Annotated in this window: 14 protein-coding genes; 9 read left to right on the plus strand and 5 right to left on the minus strand. The window is 73.9% G+C overall.

Going from position 1 to position 15,112, the window contains the following annotated elements:
* Positions 1-129 precede the first annotated feature (129 nt).
* Positions 130-318, minus strand: coding sequence for a DUF5703 family protein (locus AC0680_RS23835; protein ID WP_030416245.1), 189 nt, complete (start codon positions 316-318; stop codon positions 130-132).
* Positions 319-365: 47 nt separating this feature from the next.
* Between AC0680_RS23835 and AC0680_RS23840 the strand changes: the two genes are divergently transcribed.
* Positions 366-1,040 (plus strand): hypothetical protein, encoded by a 675-nt coding sequence (locus AC0680_RS23840; RefSeq protein ID WP_478632104.1) that lies wholly within the window; start codon positions 366-368, stop codon positions 1,038-1,040.
* A gap of 132 nt (positions 1,041-1,172) precedes the next feature.
* On the opposite strand, the gene AC0680_RS23845 is transcribed toward AC0680_RS23840, so the two are convergent.
* Positions 1,173-3,572, minus strand: a complete 2,400-nt coding sequence (locus tag AC0680_RS23845) for a helix-hairpin-helix domain-containing protein (RefSeq protein WP_478632107.1) — start codon at positions 3,570-3,572, stop codon at positions 1,173-1,175.
* Positions 3,569-4,552 (minus strand): aldo/keto reductase, encoded by a 984-nt coding sequence (locus AC0680_RS23850; protein ID WP_478632109.1) that lies wholly within the window; start codon positions 4,550-4,552, stop codon positions 3,569-3,571. Before AC0680_RS23850 ends, AC0680_RS23845 begins: the two co-directional genes overlap by 4 nt.
* 126 nt (positions 4,553-4,678) lie before the next feature.
* Here AC0680_RS23850 and AC0680_RS23855 point away from each other — a divergent pair, with 126 nt between their 5' ends.
* Both AC0680_RS23855 and AC0680_RS23860 read left to right on the plus strand, forming a co-directional pair.
* Entirely contained in the window at positions 4,679-5,734 is a 1,056-nt protein-coding gene (locus AC0680_RS23855; RefSeq protein WP_478632112.1) for an LLM class F420-dependent oxidoreductase, read from the plus strand.
* Positions 5,735-5,987: 253 nt separating this feature from the next.
* A complete protein-coding gene (locus AC0680_RS23860; RefSeq protein ID WP_478632114.1) occupies positions 5,988-6,776 on the plus strand; it encodes a ferritin-like domain-containing protein in 789 nt (262 codons plus the stop codon).
* 29 nt (positions 6,777-6,805) lie between these two features.
* On the opposite strand, the gene corA is transcribed toward AC0680_RS23860, so the two are convergent.
* A complete protein-coding gene (corA, locus tag AC0680_RS23865) occupies positions 6,806-7,801 on the minus strand; it encodes a magnesium/cobalt transporter CorA (RefSeq protein ID WP_478632116.1) in 996 nt (331 codons plus the stop codon).
* Positions 7,802-7,860: 59 nt separating this feature from the next.
* Here corA and AC0680_RS23870 point away from each other — a divergent pair, with 59 nt between their 5' ends.
* The 4 genes from AC0680_RS23870 to mshC all read left to right on the plus strand — a co-directional run bounded on the left by AC0680_RS23870 (position 7,861) and on the right by mshC (position 11,463).
* Positions 7,861-8,556, plus strand: coding sequence for a histidine phosphatase family protein (locus AC0680_RS23870; protein WP_478632118.1), 696 nt, complete (start codon positions 7,861-7,863; stop codon positions 8,554-8,556).
* A gap of 109 nt (positions 8,557-8,665) precedes the next feature.
* Positions 8,666-9,256: a DUF3090 domain-containing protein gene (locus AC0680_RS23875; protein WP_384438939.1), complete on the plus strand. Its 591-nt coding sequence runs from the start codon at positions 8,666-8,668 to the stop codon at positions 9,254-9,256.
* A complete protein-coding gene (locus AC0680_RS23880; protein WP_478632121.1) occupies positions 9,220-10,122 on the plus strand; it encodes an SCO1664 family protein in 903 nt (300 codons plus the stop codon). The genes AC0680_RS23875 and AC0680_RS23880 overlap by 37 nt, the downstream gene beginning before the upstream one ends.
* A gap of 111 nt (positions 10,123-10,233) precedes the next feature.
* Positions 10,234-11,463, plus strand: coding sequence for a cysteine--1-D-myo-inosityl 2-amino-2-deoxy-alpha-D-glucopyranoside ligase (gene mshC, locus AC0680_RS23885; protein WP_478632123.1), 1,230 nt, complete (start codon positions 10,234-10,236; stop codon positions 11,461-11,463).
* Between the two features lie 105 nt (positions 11,464-11,568).
* On the opposite strand, the gene AC0680_RS23890 is transcribed toward mshC, so the two are convergent.
* A complete protein-coding gene (locus AC0680_RS23890) occupies positions 11,569-12,657 on the minus strand; it encodes a PAC2 family protein (RefSeq protein ID WP_478632126.1) in 1,089 nt (362 codons plus the stop codon).
* Between the two features lie 268 nt (positions 12,658-12,925).
* Between AC0680_RS23890 and AC0680_RS23895 the strand changes: the two genes are divergently transcribed.
* Both AC0680_RS23895 and AC0680_RS23900 read left to right on the plus strand, forming a co-directional pair.
* Positions 12,926-14,281, plus strand: coding sequence for an enolase C-terminal domain-like protein (locus AC0680_RS23895; RefSeq protein ID WP_478632321.1), 1,356 nt, complete (start codon positions 12,926-12,928; stop codon positions 14,279-14,281).
* A gap of 74 nt (positions 14,282-14,355) precedes the next feature.
* Positions 14,356-15,105, plus strand: coding sequence for an SDR family NAD(P)-dependent oxidoreductase (locus tag AC0680_RS23900; RefSeq protein ID WP_478632323.1), 750 nt, complete (start codon positions 14,356-14,358; stop codon positions 15,103-15,105).
* Positions 15,106-15,112: the final 7 nt, after the last annotated feature.

The raw sequence follows: 15,112 nt of genomic DNA on the forward strand, positions 1-15,112 counted from the left end.
GGAGGGGATGGAGGGGGGGAGGGGGGGGGATGTTCTGCTGGGGACGGGTGGGGGAGGGTACAGGGGTGCACATGGGGGGGGCTCGGGGGGAAGGGGCCCCGCTCTGCCGTCGTCACAGATCGGTGGCGATCACCACGTGGCGCGGAGCTGGCGGATGATCCGGCGGCGCAGCCGCACCTTGCGGCTGCCGTCCGGATTCAGGCGCAGTCGGTCCAACTCCCAGTGTCCGTACTCGGCATGGTCGGTCAGCAGGCGTGTGGTGGCCTTCCGGGAGACTCCCCGGGGCACATACACATCGCAGAATTCGTATTCCGGCATCGCATCTATTGTGCGGGACCGGCCCCGGTACGGATAGCGTCTGCACTATGTCTGATGCTGCGCAGCCTTCCGCTGCCGAGGTACGTGCCGCCGCCGAGGCGGTAAAAGCCGCGCTGGACCGTCACCTCGACGCGGTGGAACGCCGCTCGGGGCAGGACGATCCGGCTGTCTACGCCGCGTTCGACGAGCTCGCCGCGGCGGCTGAGGTCTACGACGAGCTGCTGTACGACACCTACGACGAGGTCACGCCCTTCGAGATCCCCGGGAACGACGCGCTGCCCGCCTACGCGGGCCCGGAGGAGCCGAGCGCGCTGAGCGTGCTGATCCGGCGCGACTACACGGTCGCCGCACCGCAGCGGCTGCTGCACCAGGCACAGCGCGTCGCCGATCTCGATCCGGACGCCGCCGACGACGCCGGGGCCAAGGGCGCCGATGCCGCCGCGGTCGTCGGCAGCAGCGTGCACGCGGCGCTCGGCGTGCTGTTCGGGGAGTTCGAACCGGACGAGATCGCCTCCCGGCACAAGGAGTTCGGCCTGGAGGAGGGCGACTCCACGCTGTGGGTGGCGGCCGCCGACGATCCGGCCGAGCCGGGGGAGTGGCTGTCCGCGCCGTTCGACCAGGCCGATCCCCAGCGGGTGGTGTGCCGCTTCGACGTCAGCGCCGTCTTCGACGAGGAACTGGCCGACGACGACCTGCTGGAGCCGCTGGAACACGAACGGTGAGGGACGCCGGGGCCGCACCCGGCCCCGCCCGCGCGGCTCCCTGATCCGTGTACGCCGCCGCCCCGGACCATCGGTGAGGCCTCCGAACGGTCCGGGGCGGCGGTGTGTGCGGGGGTGTGCCGCTGCCGGAGTTCAGCCGGCCGCCGGCGCGTCCTCGGCGGACTGCACGCTCTGCAGCTGGAGCAGCGCGCGCAGCCGGGTGGTGCGCTCCTTGACGGGGACCTCGGCGACCGCGCGCGGCAGGGCCTGGTCGGCGCCCTGCACGACCGACAGATGCCGCTCGCCGCGGCTGAAGGCGGTGTAGGCCCAGGCCCGGGTCAGGCCGGCGGCCGCGTCACCGGGCAGCACGACGACCGCGGCCGGCCAGCGCGCCCCGGCCGCCTGATGGGCGGTGAGCGCCCAGCCGTGCCGTACGGCTCCCGCGCCGACCTGCTCGCGCGGTACGACGACCGCGTGGCCGGCGCAGTCCAGATGCAGGCCGGCGGCGTCCGCGCCGGTGACCGTGCCGGGAACCGTACGGCCGGGTGCCGGGGCGTAGGCCACGCGGTCGCCGGGGTCGAAGCCGCCGAACCGGCCGGGGCCGGGATTGAGCCGTTCCTTGAGGGCGGTGTTCAGCGCGCGGGTGCCGGCCGCTCCGCCGTGGCCGACCGTGATGACCTGGGTCTGCTCCGCGGGGACACCGAGCGCTCTGGGGACGGAGTCGGCGACCAGCTGGACGGTGCGGTGCACCGCCTCGCCGGCGTCCCGCACCGGGACGATCACCACCTCCTTGCCGGGCGCCTCGACCTGGCTCAGTTCGCCGATGCCGATGCCCGAGACCAGCTCGCCGATCGGGCCGAAGTCCGGTGTACGGGAGGCGACCTGGGGACAGAAGCGGGCCGCGAGGAGGTCGGCGAAGAGACGTCCGGGGCCGGCGGACCACAGGACGCCGGGGTCGCCGCTGAGGACCAGCCGGGTGCCGTCGGTCAGCGACTCGACCAGCAGCGCCGCGGTCTCCAGATCCAGCTGCGGGGCGTCCAGCACGACCAGCAGGTCGAGCGCGAGGGCGCCGTCCGCGTCCCGGCCCGGGCCCTGCTGTCCGGACAGCAGGCCGGATACGGTCACCGCCGCGGTGTCCGGGTCCGCGGAGCCGGTGGCTTCCGGCGCGCTCTCGGCGAGGTGGGCGGACAGCCGCCGGCGGCCGTCCTCGGTGTGGGCGGCGCCGAAGGCCCGCAGGCCCAGTGAGCGGGCCGCGGCGATCAGCGCGGCGGGCTCGGCGCGGGCGGCCTCCGCGCCGGTGTGTGCCACCAGGCCGCTGTGCGCGGCGGCGCGGATCAGCTCCGCGGCCGACGGCGAGGGGGCGGCGGCCGCCGCGGCCTCCCAGGCCGCGGGGGAGGGGCGGACCGGCGCCGCCTCCTCTTCGCCGGTCACCGGCTCCTCGGCGGCGCTGCCCGCCTCCTCGTCCGTGCCCAGGTCGCCGGCCTCGGCGTCCGCCTCGCCGTCGGTGGGCCCGGCGCCGTCCGCCTCCGGTCCGGCCGCCGGGTCCTGCCGCGGCTCGGGGGCCGGTTCGAAGGTGTTGAGCAGCCGCGCCAGGCCGTCGGCGACGCTCTCCTCGGCCATGGCGAAGCGGTCCAGGCCCAGCAGGATCCGGACCGGCTGCTCGGCCTCCTCGTCGTCGCCGGTCGCGGGCCGCGCCCGGCCCGGCTCCTCGACGGCGTCCTGGAAGACCAGCACCGCGCCCTCCGCGATGGCGGTCTGCAGGGCGTCGTCGGGGTCGGGCACCGAGCGCTGGGCGAGCGCCGCCCGCAGTGCGGACGCCTCCAGGGCGGAGTGCCCCGCGAGGGCGGCCTGCTCCAGCAGCCAGCCGACCAGCGCCTGTGCGCGCCGCTCGTCGCCGGGCCCGGCGGCGCCGCCGAGCAGCGCCCGCGCGAAGCCGTCGGCCTGCTCGGGGCGCACCCCGGGCACGCCGAGCAGCTGCCAGGGATCCTCGCTCAGCGCCTCGGCGGCCCGCTCGCCGAGCACTTCGGTGGCCTTCTCCGCCAGCGTCTCCGGGGCGCCGCCCGCCGCGAGGACCTGCCGTACGCCGGCCAGGCCGGGGGCGGCGGGAACGGTGGGACGGGGCGCGGACGCGGGAGCGGCGGGTGTCGCCGGGCCGTAGGGGCCGGGCGCGCCGGCGTCCCCGAGGGGAGGCCGGGCCGGGGCCGCGGTGTCCTGTGCGGTGCGCTGGCGCGCCACCTCCGGGGCCGGGCCCGCCGGGCCGGTCTGCGGGGCCGGTCCGCCGCCGGCCGGAGTGCTCGGGGCCGGAGCCGCGGGGGGCTTGGCCGGCGCGGGGCGCGGGGAGTTGAAGAACGAGGCGGCCGAGCGCTCGCCGCTCTCCACGGCCCGTACCGCCGCCGCCAGTGCCGCCGCGGTCGCCTTGCCCGCCCCGGCCGCCGGGGCCTGCCGCGCCGCATCGCCCGGCGCCGCCGCGTCGTCGGCCTTGCGGGCGTCCGCGGTCCCGGCCGCGCCCTCCTGCTCGGGCGGGGTTTCGCCGGCGAGGCGGTCGGTACTCACAGCGTGCTCCAGTCGTGGTCGGGGTAGTGGTGCACCGGAGCCGACACATCGTCCAGCGCCCGGCGGATCTCGTCAGGAAGACTAAGGGTCTCCACTGACAATGCCGCTCTGAGCTGCTGCGCTGTGCGGGCGCCCAGGATCGGCGCGGTCACTGCGGGGCGGTCGCGGACCCAGGAGAGCGCGACCTGGAGGGGGGTGACGGCCAGTCCGTCGGCGGCGGTCGTCACCGCGTCGACGACCCGGCCGGCCGTCTCGTCCAGATAGGGCGCGACGAACGCCGCCAGATGCTCCGAGGCGCCGCGCGAGTCGGCCGGGGTGGCGTGGCGGTACTTGGCGGTCAGCACGCCCCTGCCGAGCGGCGAGGACGGCAGTACGCCGATGCCCAGGTCCAGCGCCGCCGGCAGCACCTCGCGCTCGATGCCGCGCTGCAGGAGGGAGTACTCCATCTGCGTGCTCGCCAGCCTGTTGCGTATGCCGGGCGCCGCGAGCTGCCAGGTGGCGGCCTTGGCGAGCTGCCAGCCGGAGAAGTTCGACAGCCCCACATAGCGCGCCCGGCCGCTGGAGACGGCGAGGTCGAGGGCCTGGAGGGTCTCCTCCAAGGGCGTGTGCGGGTCGAACGCGTGCAGCTGCCACAGGTCGACGTAGTCGGTGCCCAGCCGCTCCAGAGAGGCGTCGAGGGCGGCGAGGAGGTGGCGCCGGGAGCCGTCGACCCGGCGGTGGGCCTCAAGGACGCTGCCCGCCTTGGTGGCGATCACCAGGTCCGCACGCGGAACGAGCCCCTCCGTCAGCCGGCCCAGGAGGTGTTCGGCGCCTCCGTCGGCGTAGATGTCGGCGGTGTCCACGAGGGTGCCGCCGGCCTCCCAGAACGCCTTGAGCTGCTCGGCGGCTTCCTGCTCGTCCGTGTCGCGGGCCCAATTCAGGGTGCCGAGCCCGAGTCGCGACACGCGAAGGCCCGTTCGGCCGAGGTGCCTTTGCTCCATGGGCCTGAGATTACTGGCCACGGCTCAGGATCAGGGGACCTGTGGACAACCTGCCGATGACGCCCGGCGGGGGTGCGCGCTACAGTCCCCGCAACAGCGACGTTACTGATCGGTAAGGGGAGCGGCATGAGGCTTGGCATCAACCTCGGCTACTGGGGCGCCGGGATGGACTCCGACAATCTCGCGGTGGCGCAGGAGGCCGACCGCCTCGGCTACTCCGTCTGCTGGGCCGCCGAGGCCTACGGCTCCGACGCGCCCACCGTGCTCTCCTGGGTCGCCGCCCAGACCGAGCGGATCGACATCGGCTCGGCGATCTTCCAGATCCCGGCGCGCACGCCCGCGATGACCGCCATGACGGCCGCCACCCTGGACTCGCTGTCCGGCGGCCGCTTCCGGCTCGGCCTCGGTGTCTCGGGCCCGCAGGTCTCCGAGGGCTGGTACGGCGTGAAGTTCGACAAGCCGCTGGCGCGCACCCGCGAGTACGTGGACATCGTCCGCAAGGCCATGTCGCGCGAGCGGCTCTCCTACGAGGGCGAGCACTGGACGCTGCCGCTGCCCGGCGGCCCCGGCAAGCCGCTCAAGCTCACGGTGCACCCGCAGCGCGAGCACATCCCGCTCTACATCGCCGCGATCGGCCCGAAGAACCTGGAGCAGACCGGTGAGATCGCCGACGGCGCGCTGCTGATCTTCCCGTCCGCCGAGCACCTGGAGGAGACCGCGATCGCCCCCCTCCGGGCCGGCCGCGAGAAGGCGGGCAAGACGCTGGAGGGCTTCGACGTCTGCCCGACGCTCCCGCTGGCCGTGGGCGCGGACGGCGACGTCGGCGCGCTGGCCGACATGTTCCGCCCGTACACCGCCCTGTACGTCGGCGGCATGGGCAGCCGCCGGCAGAACTTCTACAACAAGCTCGCCCAGCGCATGGGCTACGAGAAGGAAGCCGCCGAGATCCAGGACAAGTACCTGTCCGGCGACAAGGACGGCGCCGCCGCCGCGATCCCGGAGCGGCTGATCGACCAGACCACGCTGCTCGGCTCCGTCGAGCGGATCGCCGACCGCATGCAGGCCTACGCGGCGGCCGGCGTGACCACCCTGACGCTGGCCCCGGCCGGCTTCAGCCTGGAGGACCGGCTGGCCTCGCTGCGGGCCGGTACCGAGGCCCTGGAGCGCGCCGGCCTGGCATAGGGGGCCCGGCACGCGGCGGGCCCGGCGCCAGGAGCGCCGGGCCCGCGAACCCTGCGGCCGTGGTGGGGGCTCGGGGGATCTTCCCCGCCACGGCCGTCGTGCTGCACAACGCGGCGACCGGCACGCGGGTTACGCCCCCGCCGCCGGGCGGGCGTCATCCGAACGGTCCAATGGACGACCGTTCGGGTTGCCGCGCCCGGAACACCCGACTTGACTGTTTCTTTATGGGTGTGTCCATGCGGAGGTGGCGCTGATGTTCTCGGCCCGAAGCCTATTCCAGGAGATCGTCGACAACGACGACACCTACCGGCTGTTCTGTTCCATAGCGGCGAGCGGTGAGGCACAGGGCGGCTGGGAGAACGGCCGGATCGCCGCGTTGCTGCCCGCGTCGATGCGCGACCTGGCACCCAAGGTCACCCGGCACGGCGCCGACGAGGACAAGCACGGCCGGATCTTCCTGGCCCTGCTGCACAAGCGCGGCCTGGCCCCCACCGAGGTCCCCGAGGAGACCGACTACACGATGCTGCTGGAGCGGCGGGGCATCGGCCTGGCGCACGACAAGCTGCGCCGCGACGAGCCGCTCGGCGAGTTCGACGTCATCACCTACCTCTCCCACAGCCGGGTCACCGAGCAGCGCGCCGCCGACCAGATGGAGATGCTCACCAAGTACTTCGGCGACCACCCCGAGGTGGGCAGGGCGATCCGGATGATCTCCCACGACGAGGACAACCACCTCGCCTACTGCCACGAGGAGCTGCTCCGGCTGGCGCACGCCGGGCACGGCCGGACCATCCAGCGGACCCTGCACGAATGCGCCCGTGCCGAGATCTTGGTCTACCGGGACGTCAGCCTGGCCGTGATGGACCACATGGGCCGCCTCCTGGGCTGGCCGAGGACGAAGTCCGCCGCGCTCGCGGCCGGCATCCAGGCGGTGTACGGCTATGAGCGGCTGGGCGGCTGGCGGCGGATGGTCACCCTGCGGATGCCCGAGCGGCGCAACGCGCTGGGCGGACCAGCCGGCTCCGCACCGGAGTTCGCCTAGACACGGCCCACCGGGACGGTGGGCGGGCCTCACAGCCAGCCGCGGCGCTTGAACAGCCGGTAGAGCGACACCTCGATGAGGACCATCAGCGCGAGGATCGCCGGATAGCCCAGATGCCAGCGCAGCTCCGGCATGTCGTTGAAGTTCATGCCGTAGATCCCGGCGATCAGGGTGGGCACGGCCGCCAGCGCCGCCCAGGCCGAGATCTTGCGCATGTCGTCGTTCTGCCGCACGCCCATCTGCGCCAGATGGGCGGCGAGGATGTCCGAGAGCAGCCGGTCCAGGGCCTCCACCGACTCGTTGGCGCGGGTGAGGTGGTCGTCGACGTCGCGGAAGAACGGCCGGGCGTGGTCGTGCACGAACGGCACCCCGGGGTTCTGCAGGCGGGCCATCGGTTCCGCCAACGGGCCGGTCGCCCGCCGGAATTCGAGCACCTCGCGCTTGAAGGAGTAGATCTGGGCGGCGGTGTTGCGGGTGTCCCGGCCGCGCACCGGAGCGAACACCTCCGCCTCCAACTCCTCCATGTCCACCTGCAGTTCGCCGGCGACCTCGATGTAGTGGTCGACCACCGCGTCGCTGACCGCGTACAGCACCGCCCCCGGGCCGTGCCGCAGGATCTCCGGGTGGTCCTCCAGCCTGCGCCGCACCGCCGCCAGGGGGCTGGCCCGGCCGTGCCGGACGGTGACGACGAACGAGTCGCCCACGAAGACCATCAGCTCCGAAGAGGTCACCGTGTCGGCCTCGACGTCGTAGGTGATGGGCTTGAGCACCACGAACAGCGAGTCGTCGTAGACCTCCAGCTTCGGCCGCTGATGCGCGTGCAGTGCGTCCTCGACCGCCAGCGGGTGCAGCGCGAACTCGGAGCTGACGAGGGCGAACTCCTCCTCCGTGGGCTCGTACATCCCCAGCCACAGGAAGGAGCGGCCCTCGGCCCGCGCCGACGCCAGGGCACCGGAGAAGTCGGCCGCGCAGTCGGTGCGGCGGCCCTCCCGGTAGATGGCGCAGTCCACGATCACACCTGGCATTCTCGCGCGTACCGCGGCCGCCTGCCAGAAAGGCGCTGCCGGAACGTAGGCTGGCGGTCATGCCCACGCTGATCCTGGTGCGGCACGGCCGCTCCACCGCCAACACCGCCGGAGTGCTCGCCGGACGCTCGCCCGGTGTCGCCCTCGACGAGCACGGCGCCGCACAGTCCGCCGCGCTGCCCGCCCGCCTGGCACAGGTGCCGCTGACCGCCGTCGTCTCCAGCCCGCTGCAGCGCTGCCGGGAGACCGTGGCGCCGCTGCTGGACGCCCGGCCCTGGCTCACACTGCACATCGAGGACCGGATCAGCGAATGCGACTACGGCCACTGGTCGGGCCGCAAACTCGCCGAGCTCGGTGACGACCCGCTGATGGAGGTCGTCCAGCAGCACCCCTCCGCGGCCGCCTTCCCCGGCGGCGAGTCGATGCGCGCCATGCAGGCCCGCGCCGTGGACGCGGTGCGCGACTGGAACGCCCGCATCGAGGAGGCCCACGGCCCCGAGGCGACCTACGCCATGTGCTCGCACGGCGACATCATCAAGGCCCTGGTCGCCGACGCGCTGGGCCTGCACCTCGACTTCTTCCAGCGGGTCTCGGTCGAGCCCTGCTCGGTCACCGTGATCCGCTACACCCGGCTGCGCCCCTACCTGGTGCGCCTCGGGGACACCGGCGACTTCGGATGGCTCGCCCCTCGGGAGGACGGCGCCGCCGCGGCCGACCGGGACGGGGCCGTCGGCGGTGGTGCGGGCGCAGTGTGATCAGTCGGCGCAGTAGGGTGGTGCGACGGCGCTGCCCGCCACGCCCCTGCGGTCCGCAGGACGTGCAGCGACCGCAGTGACCCCGCAGTCGAGCAATCGGAGCAGGACGTTGTCCCGTCAGGTGTTCTTCTACGACTCGCCGGACCGCTTCGTGGCCGGCACGGTCGGGCTGCCTGGCCGCCGTAGCTTCTACCTCCAGGCCACCGCGGCCGGTCGCACCACCAGCGTCGCCCTGGAGAAGACGCAGGTCGCAGCGCTCGCCGAGCGGATCGACGAGCTGCTGGACGAGGTCGTGCGGCGCAGCGGCGGCAACGCCCCGGTCCCCGCCGTCTCGCCCACCGAGCTGGCCGACACCGCCCCGCTGGAGACGCCCGTCGAGGAGGAGTTCCGGGTCGGGACGATGGCGCTGGCCTGGGACGGCGAGGACGAGCGGATGATCGTCGAGGCGCAGGCCCTGGTCGAGCTGGACGCCGACAGCGAGGAGGACCTCGCCGACGCCGAGGAGCGACTGCTCCAGGACGACGAGAACGGCCCGCCGATGCTGCGGGTGCGCCTCACCGGAACGATGGCCAGGGCGTTCGCCAAGCGGGCGCTGGAAGTCGTCAACGCCGGCCGCCCGCCCTGCCCGCTGTGCAGCCTGCCGCTCGACCCGGAGGGACACGTATGTCCGCGCCAGAACGGATACCGACGGGACGCCTGAGCGGCGTGGCCCCCACCGCGGAAGGGGCCGGCCCGCCGCCGGGCCCCGCGGGTCCGACGGACGCGGCGACGGCGGCGCGGGCGCTGCTCCTCGAAGGGGAGCTGACCGTGCGCGGCCGTATCCAGGAGGCGTCCAACGCCGTGCTCTACTGCACGGTCGCGCACGACGGCCGCAGCGCCGCCTGCGTCTACAAGCCGGTCGCCGGCGAGCGGCCGCTGTGGGACTTCCCCGACGGCACCCTCGCCCAGCGCGAGGTCGCGGCCTACGAGGTCTCCCGTGCCTGCGGCTGGGACCTGATCCCGCCGACCGTGCTGCGCGACGGCCCGTACGGCACCGGCATGGTCCAGGAGTGGATCGATCCGCCGGAGAGCAGCGACGAGGTGCCCGAGCTGCTGGCGCTGGTGGAGGGCGAGGAGCCGGGCCCCGGCTGGAAGGCCGTCGGCTTCGCCCAGCTCGGCGAGGGCCGCACCGCACTGCTGGTGCACGCCGACCATCCGCGGCTGCGGCGGCTCGCGGTGCTCGACGCGGTGATCAACAACGGTGACCGCAAGGGCGGCCATCTGCTGCCCGGCGCCGACGGACGGTTCTTCGCCATCGACCACGGTGTGACGTTCAACGCCGAGGACAAGCTGCGCACGCTGCTGTGGGGGTGGGCGGGGGAGCCGCTGACCGACGAGGCCCTGGAGGTCCTCCGGGGGCTTCACAAGGCCCTGGAGGAGGCGGCGCCGCTCGCCGCCCGACTGGCCGAACTGATCACGGATGCCGAGATCGAGGCGCTGCGGGCGCGGGTGGCCGGGCTGCTGAGCAGCGGCCGGCACCCCGAGCCGAGCGGCGAGTGGCCCGCGATCCCCTGGCCGCCGGTCTGATCGGCCGAGGCGCGCGCCTTGCATGCCGCGCCGTCAAAAGCAAGAGCGCCTTTCCGGCCAAGACCCCGGTCCGGTTCGTATGCGGAACATCCGTCCGGTTACGCTCAAGGCATGCATGCATGGCCCGCTTCTGAGGTCCCCGCCCTGCCTGGTCAGGGCCGCGACCTGAGGATCCACGACTCCGCGACCGGCGGCCGGGTGACCCTCGACCCCGGTCCCGTCGCCCGCATCTATGTCTGCGGCATCACGCCGTACGACGCCACCCACATGGGGCACGCGGCGACCTACAACGCGTTCGACCTGGTTCAGCGCGTGTGGCTCGACACGAAGCGCCAAGTGCACTACGTGCAGAACGTCACCGACGTCGACGACCCGCTGCTGGAGCGGGCCGAGAAGACCGGCGACGACTGGACCGCGCTCGCCGAGCGCGAGACCGCCCTGTTCCGCGAGGACATGACGGCCCTGAGGATGCTGCCGCCGCGCCACTACATAGGTGCCGTCGAGGCGATACCCGGCATCGTCCCGCTGGTGGAGCGGCTGCGCGACGCCGGCGCCGCCTACGAGCTGGACGGCGACATCTACTTCTCCGTCGCCTCCGACCCGCACTTCGGCGAGGTCTCCGGCCTGGACGCCGAGGCGATGCGGCTGCTGTCCGCCGAGCGCGGCGGCGACCCGGAGCGGGAGGGCAAGAAGAACCCGCTCGACCCGATGCTGTGGATGGCCGCCCGCGACGGCGAGCCGAGCTGGGACGGCGGCTCGCTGGGCCGCGGCCGGCCCGGCTGGCACATCGAGTGCGTCGCCATCGCCCTGGACCACCTCGGCATGGGCTTCGACGTGCAGGGCGGCGGGTCCGACCTCGCCTTCCCGCACCACGAGATGGGCGCCTCGCACGCCCAGGCGCTCACCGGCGAGCACCCGTTCGCCAAGGCGTATGTGCACGCCGGGATGGTGGCCCTGAACGGCGAGAAGATGTCCAAGTCCAAGGGCAACCTGGTCTTCGTCTCCAAGGTGCGGCGCGACGGCACCGACCCGGCCGCGATCCGCCTGGCGCTGCTCGCCCACCACTACCGCGCCGACTGGGAGTGGACCGACGCCGTGCTGGAGGAGGCGGCGGACCGGCTGGCGCGCTGGCGCGCCGCGGTCTCCCGCCCTGACGGCCCGTCCGCCGACGCCCTCCTGGAGGAGATCCGCACGGCGCTCGCCGACGACCTGGACTCCCCGGCCGCCCTCGCCGCCGTGGACCGCTGGGCCGCCGCCCAGCACGCCGACGGCGGCACCGACGAGGGCGCACCCGGCCTCGTCTCGCGTGCGGTCGACGCGCTCCTGGGCGTGGCACTGTGACGGCCACTCGCTGACCTCCGTCCTCAGGGGCGCTTTCGCCGGCCGGCGAAAGCGCCCCTTTCCCGTGGCCGCACGGCGCGGGACGCCGGGGCCCGGGCCGCGGCGTCAGCGTCCGCCGTCCTCCGGGCCGTCCTCCGGCTTCCCGCCGTCGGCGGAGTCCGCGTCGGTGGTGGGGCCCGGCGTGCCCGGGGACCCCTTGTCGCCGCCCGTGTCCGTCGGCTCCCGCGGTTCCTTGGACACCGGCCGCGGCGGCCGGGTGCGTCCGCTGGTGGTGTCGCGGAGGTAGGAGCTGTCGCGGCTGTCGCCGAGCCCGCCCTCGGACGCCACGCCGGGGCCGGCCTGCGGGTCGCGGCGGCGCAGATAGCGCTCGAACTCGCGGGCGATGGCCTCGCCGGACGCCTCCGGCAGATCCGCCGTGTCCCGGGCCTCCTCCAGCGACTGGACGTACTCGGCGACCTCGCTGTCCTCGGCGGCCAGTTGGTCCACGCCCAACTGCCAGGCGCGCGCGTCCTCGCTCAGCTCGCCGAGCGGGATGCTGATGTCCAGCAGATCCTCCAGGCGGTTGAGCAGGGCGAGGCTGGCCTTGGGGTTGGGCGGCTGGGAGACGTAGTGCGGCACCGCGGCCCACAGGCTCACCGCGGGAACGCCCGCGTGGGTGCACGCCTCCTGGAGGATGCCGACGATGCCCGTCGGGCCTTCGTAGCGCGACTCCTCCAGGTCCAGCCGGCGCGCGAGGTCCGCGTCGGAGGTGACCCCGCTGACCGGCACCGGGCGGGTGTGCGGGGTGTCGCCGAGCAGTGAGCCCAGCACCACCAGCATCTCCACGCCCAACTCATGGGCGAAACCGAGGATCTCGTTGCAGAACGAGCGCCAGCGCATGCTGGGCTCGATCCCGCGGACCAGGACCAGGTCGCGCGCCCGCCCCTTGCCGTTCGCATCGCCGACGCGGACGACGGAGAGCCGGGTCGTCGGCCAGGTGATCTTGCGTACCCCGCCGTCCAGGAAGACGGTGGGACGGTTCACCTGGAAGTCGTAGTAGTCCTCGGCGTCCAGTGCGGCGAAGACCTCCCCCTTCCACTCCCGGTCCAGATGTGCGACCGCGGCGGAGGCGGCGTCGCCGGCGTCGTTCCAGCCTTCGAACGCGGCCACCATGACCGGGTCGATCAGCTCGGGCACCCCCTCGAGCTCGATCACCCAGCGCCTCCTTCCGACCGGTTGGGCCGTGTGGGGGCGGCCGCCGGCAGCAGTTCCATTGCGTGCGTCACCAAGACTACGGCGTGTGTGGTGCCCCTCCGCAGCCCCTCTGCAAGAACGGGTGCTGATTCATCCGACCTGTCACCAGCGTCGTTCGCTCAACTTCCGTACGGGGTCTGGACGCGGTCTCGCGGGCGGGTCTATACATCGGATGACCGAGAAAGGCCCGATGTTCTTCCGCAACATCTCAGGGGGCATGCGCATGGCCGTGACCGACACCGTCACCGAGCTGGAGGTCCATGACGTCCGCTTTCCCACCTCGGAGCAGCTCGACGGCTCGGACGCCATGAACCCGGACCCCGACTACTCCGCCGCCTACGTGGTCCTGCACACCGACAGCGGGCCACCCGGGCACGGCCTCTGCTTCACCATCGGGCGTGGCAACGATGTCATGGCCGCCGCGATCCGGTCGCTGACGCCGTACGTCGTCGGCCGCCCCGCACCCGCCACCGCCGCCGGCCTCACCGCCCTGCACCACGACCTCACCCACGACTCGCAGCTGCGCTGGCTCGGCCCCGACAAGGGCGTGATGCAGATGGCGGCCGGCGCCGTGGTCAACGCCGCCTGGGACCTGGCCGCCTGCCGGGCGGGCCTGCCGGTGTGGGAGTACCTCGCCGGACTGACCCCCGAAGAGCTGGTCGCGCTCGTCGACTTCCGCTACCTCTCCGACGCGCTGACGCCCGACGAGGCGCTGGCCATCCTGCGCGCCGCCGAACCCGGCCGCGCCGAGCGCGCCGCCCGCCTCAAAGCCGAGGGCTACCCCGCGTACACCACCTCGCCCGGCTGGCTCGGCTACGACGACACCAAGCTGGTACGGCTCGCCAAGGAGGCGGTGGCCGACGGCTTCGGCCAGATCAAGCTGAAGGTCGGCGCCGACCTCGACGACGACAGGCGGCGGATGCGGCTGGCCAGGGACGCCGTCGGCCCCGGCGTACGGATCGCGGTCGACGCCAACCAGCGCTGGGACGTGGCCGAGGCGGTCCGCTGGATGACCGCCCTCGCGCCGTACACCCCGCACTGGATCGAGGAGCCGACCAGCCCGGACGACGTGCTGGGGCACGCCGCGGTGCGCTCCGGTCAGCCCGTGAAGGTCGCCACCGGTGAACACGTCGCCAACCGGGTGGTCTTCAAGCAGCTGCTGCAGGCCGGTGCCGTGGACTTCGTCCAGATCGACGCGGCGCGGGTGGCCGGGGTCAACGAGAACCTCGCGATCCTGCTGCTGGCCGCGAAGTACGGCGTGCCGGTCTGCCCGCACGCGGGCGGGGTGGGCCTGTGCGAGCTGGTGCAGCATCTGGCGATGTTCGACTACGTGGCGGTCTCGGGGAGTTGGGAGGACCGGGTCATCGAGTACGTCGACCATCTGCACGACCACTTCACCGACCCGGTCGTCCTCGACCGCGGCCGCTACCGCGCCCCGACCGCGCCCGGCTTCTCGGCCCGGATGAAGCCCGGCTCGATCGCCGCCCACCGCTTCCCCGACGGGCCCGTATGGCGCGCCCGCCGGCGAGGCCGCGACCGGCACGGGCCGCATCCGCACCACGGCGAGCAGGAGGTCTCCGTATGAGCGAGCGCAGCGAACTCCGAGCCGGCGCCGGCGCCGCGGCGCGCACCGGCTCCGCGCCGGCCGACTTCGAGGGCATGTCCGCCCTCGTCACCGGCGGCGGCTCCGGCATCGGGGCGGCGACCGCCGCCCTGCTGCTGGCGCGCGGCGCCAGGGTCGCGGTGCTGGACCTGGACCCGGCCGGGGCGCCCGCCGGGACGGTCCCCGTCACGGCCGACGTCACCTCCGACGCCGCCGTACGGGCCGCCGTCGAGGAGGCCGTGGGGCGGCTGGGCGCCCTGGACACCCTGGTCGGCAACGCGGGCATCGGCGCCGTCGGCACCGTCGAGGACAACGACGACGACCAGTGGAGCCGGGTGCTGGACGTGAACGTGCTGGGCCTGGTGCGCACCGCGCGGGCCGCGCTGCCGTATCTGCGCCGCAGTGCCGCCGCGGCCCCCGGCCGGGCCTCCATCACCCACACCTGCTCCATCGCCGCCACCGCGGGCCTGCCCCAGCGCGCCCTGTACAGCGCCAGCAAGGGCGCGGTGCTGTCGCTGACCCTCGCGATGGCCGCCGACCACGTCCGCGAGGGCATCCGCGTCAACTGCGTCAATCCGGGCACCGCCGACACCCCGTGGGTCGGCCGGCTGCTGGACCAGGCCGCCGACCCGGCCGCCGAACGCGCCGCCCTCGACGCCCGCCAGCCCATGGGCCGCATGGTCACCGCCGGCGAAGTCGCCGCCGCCATCGCCTCCCTGGCCTCCCCGGCCGCCTCCGGCATCACCGGGACCGCCCTCGCCGTGGACGGGGGGATGCAGGGGCTGCGGCTGCGGCCCGTCACCTGACACCGGC

This window comes from Streptomyces sp. NPDC043738 (genome assembly GCF_056436545.1).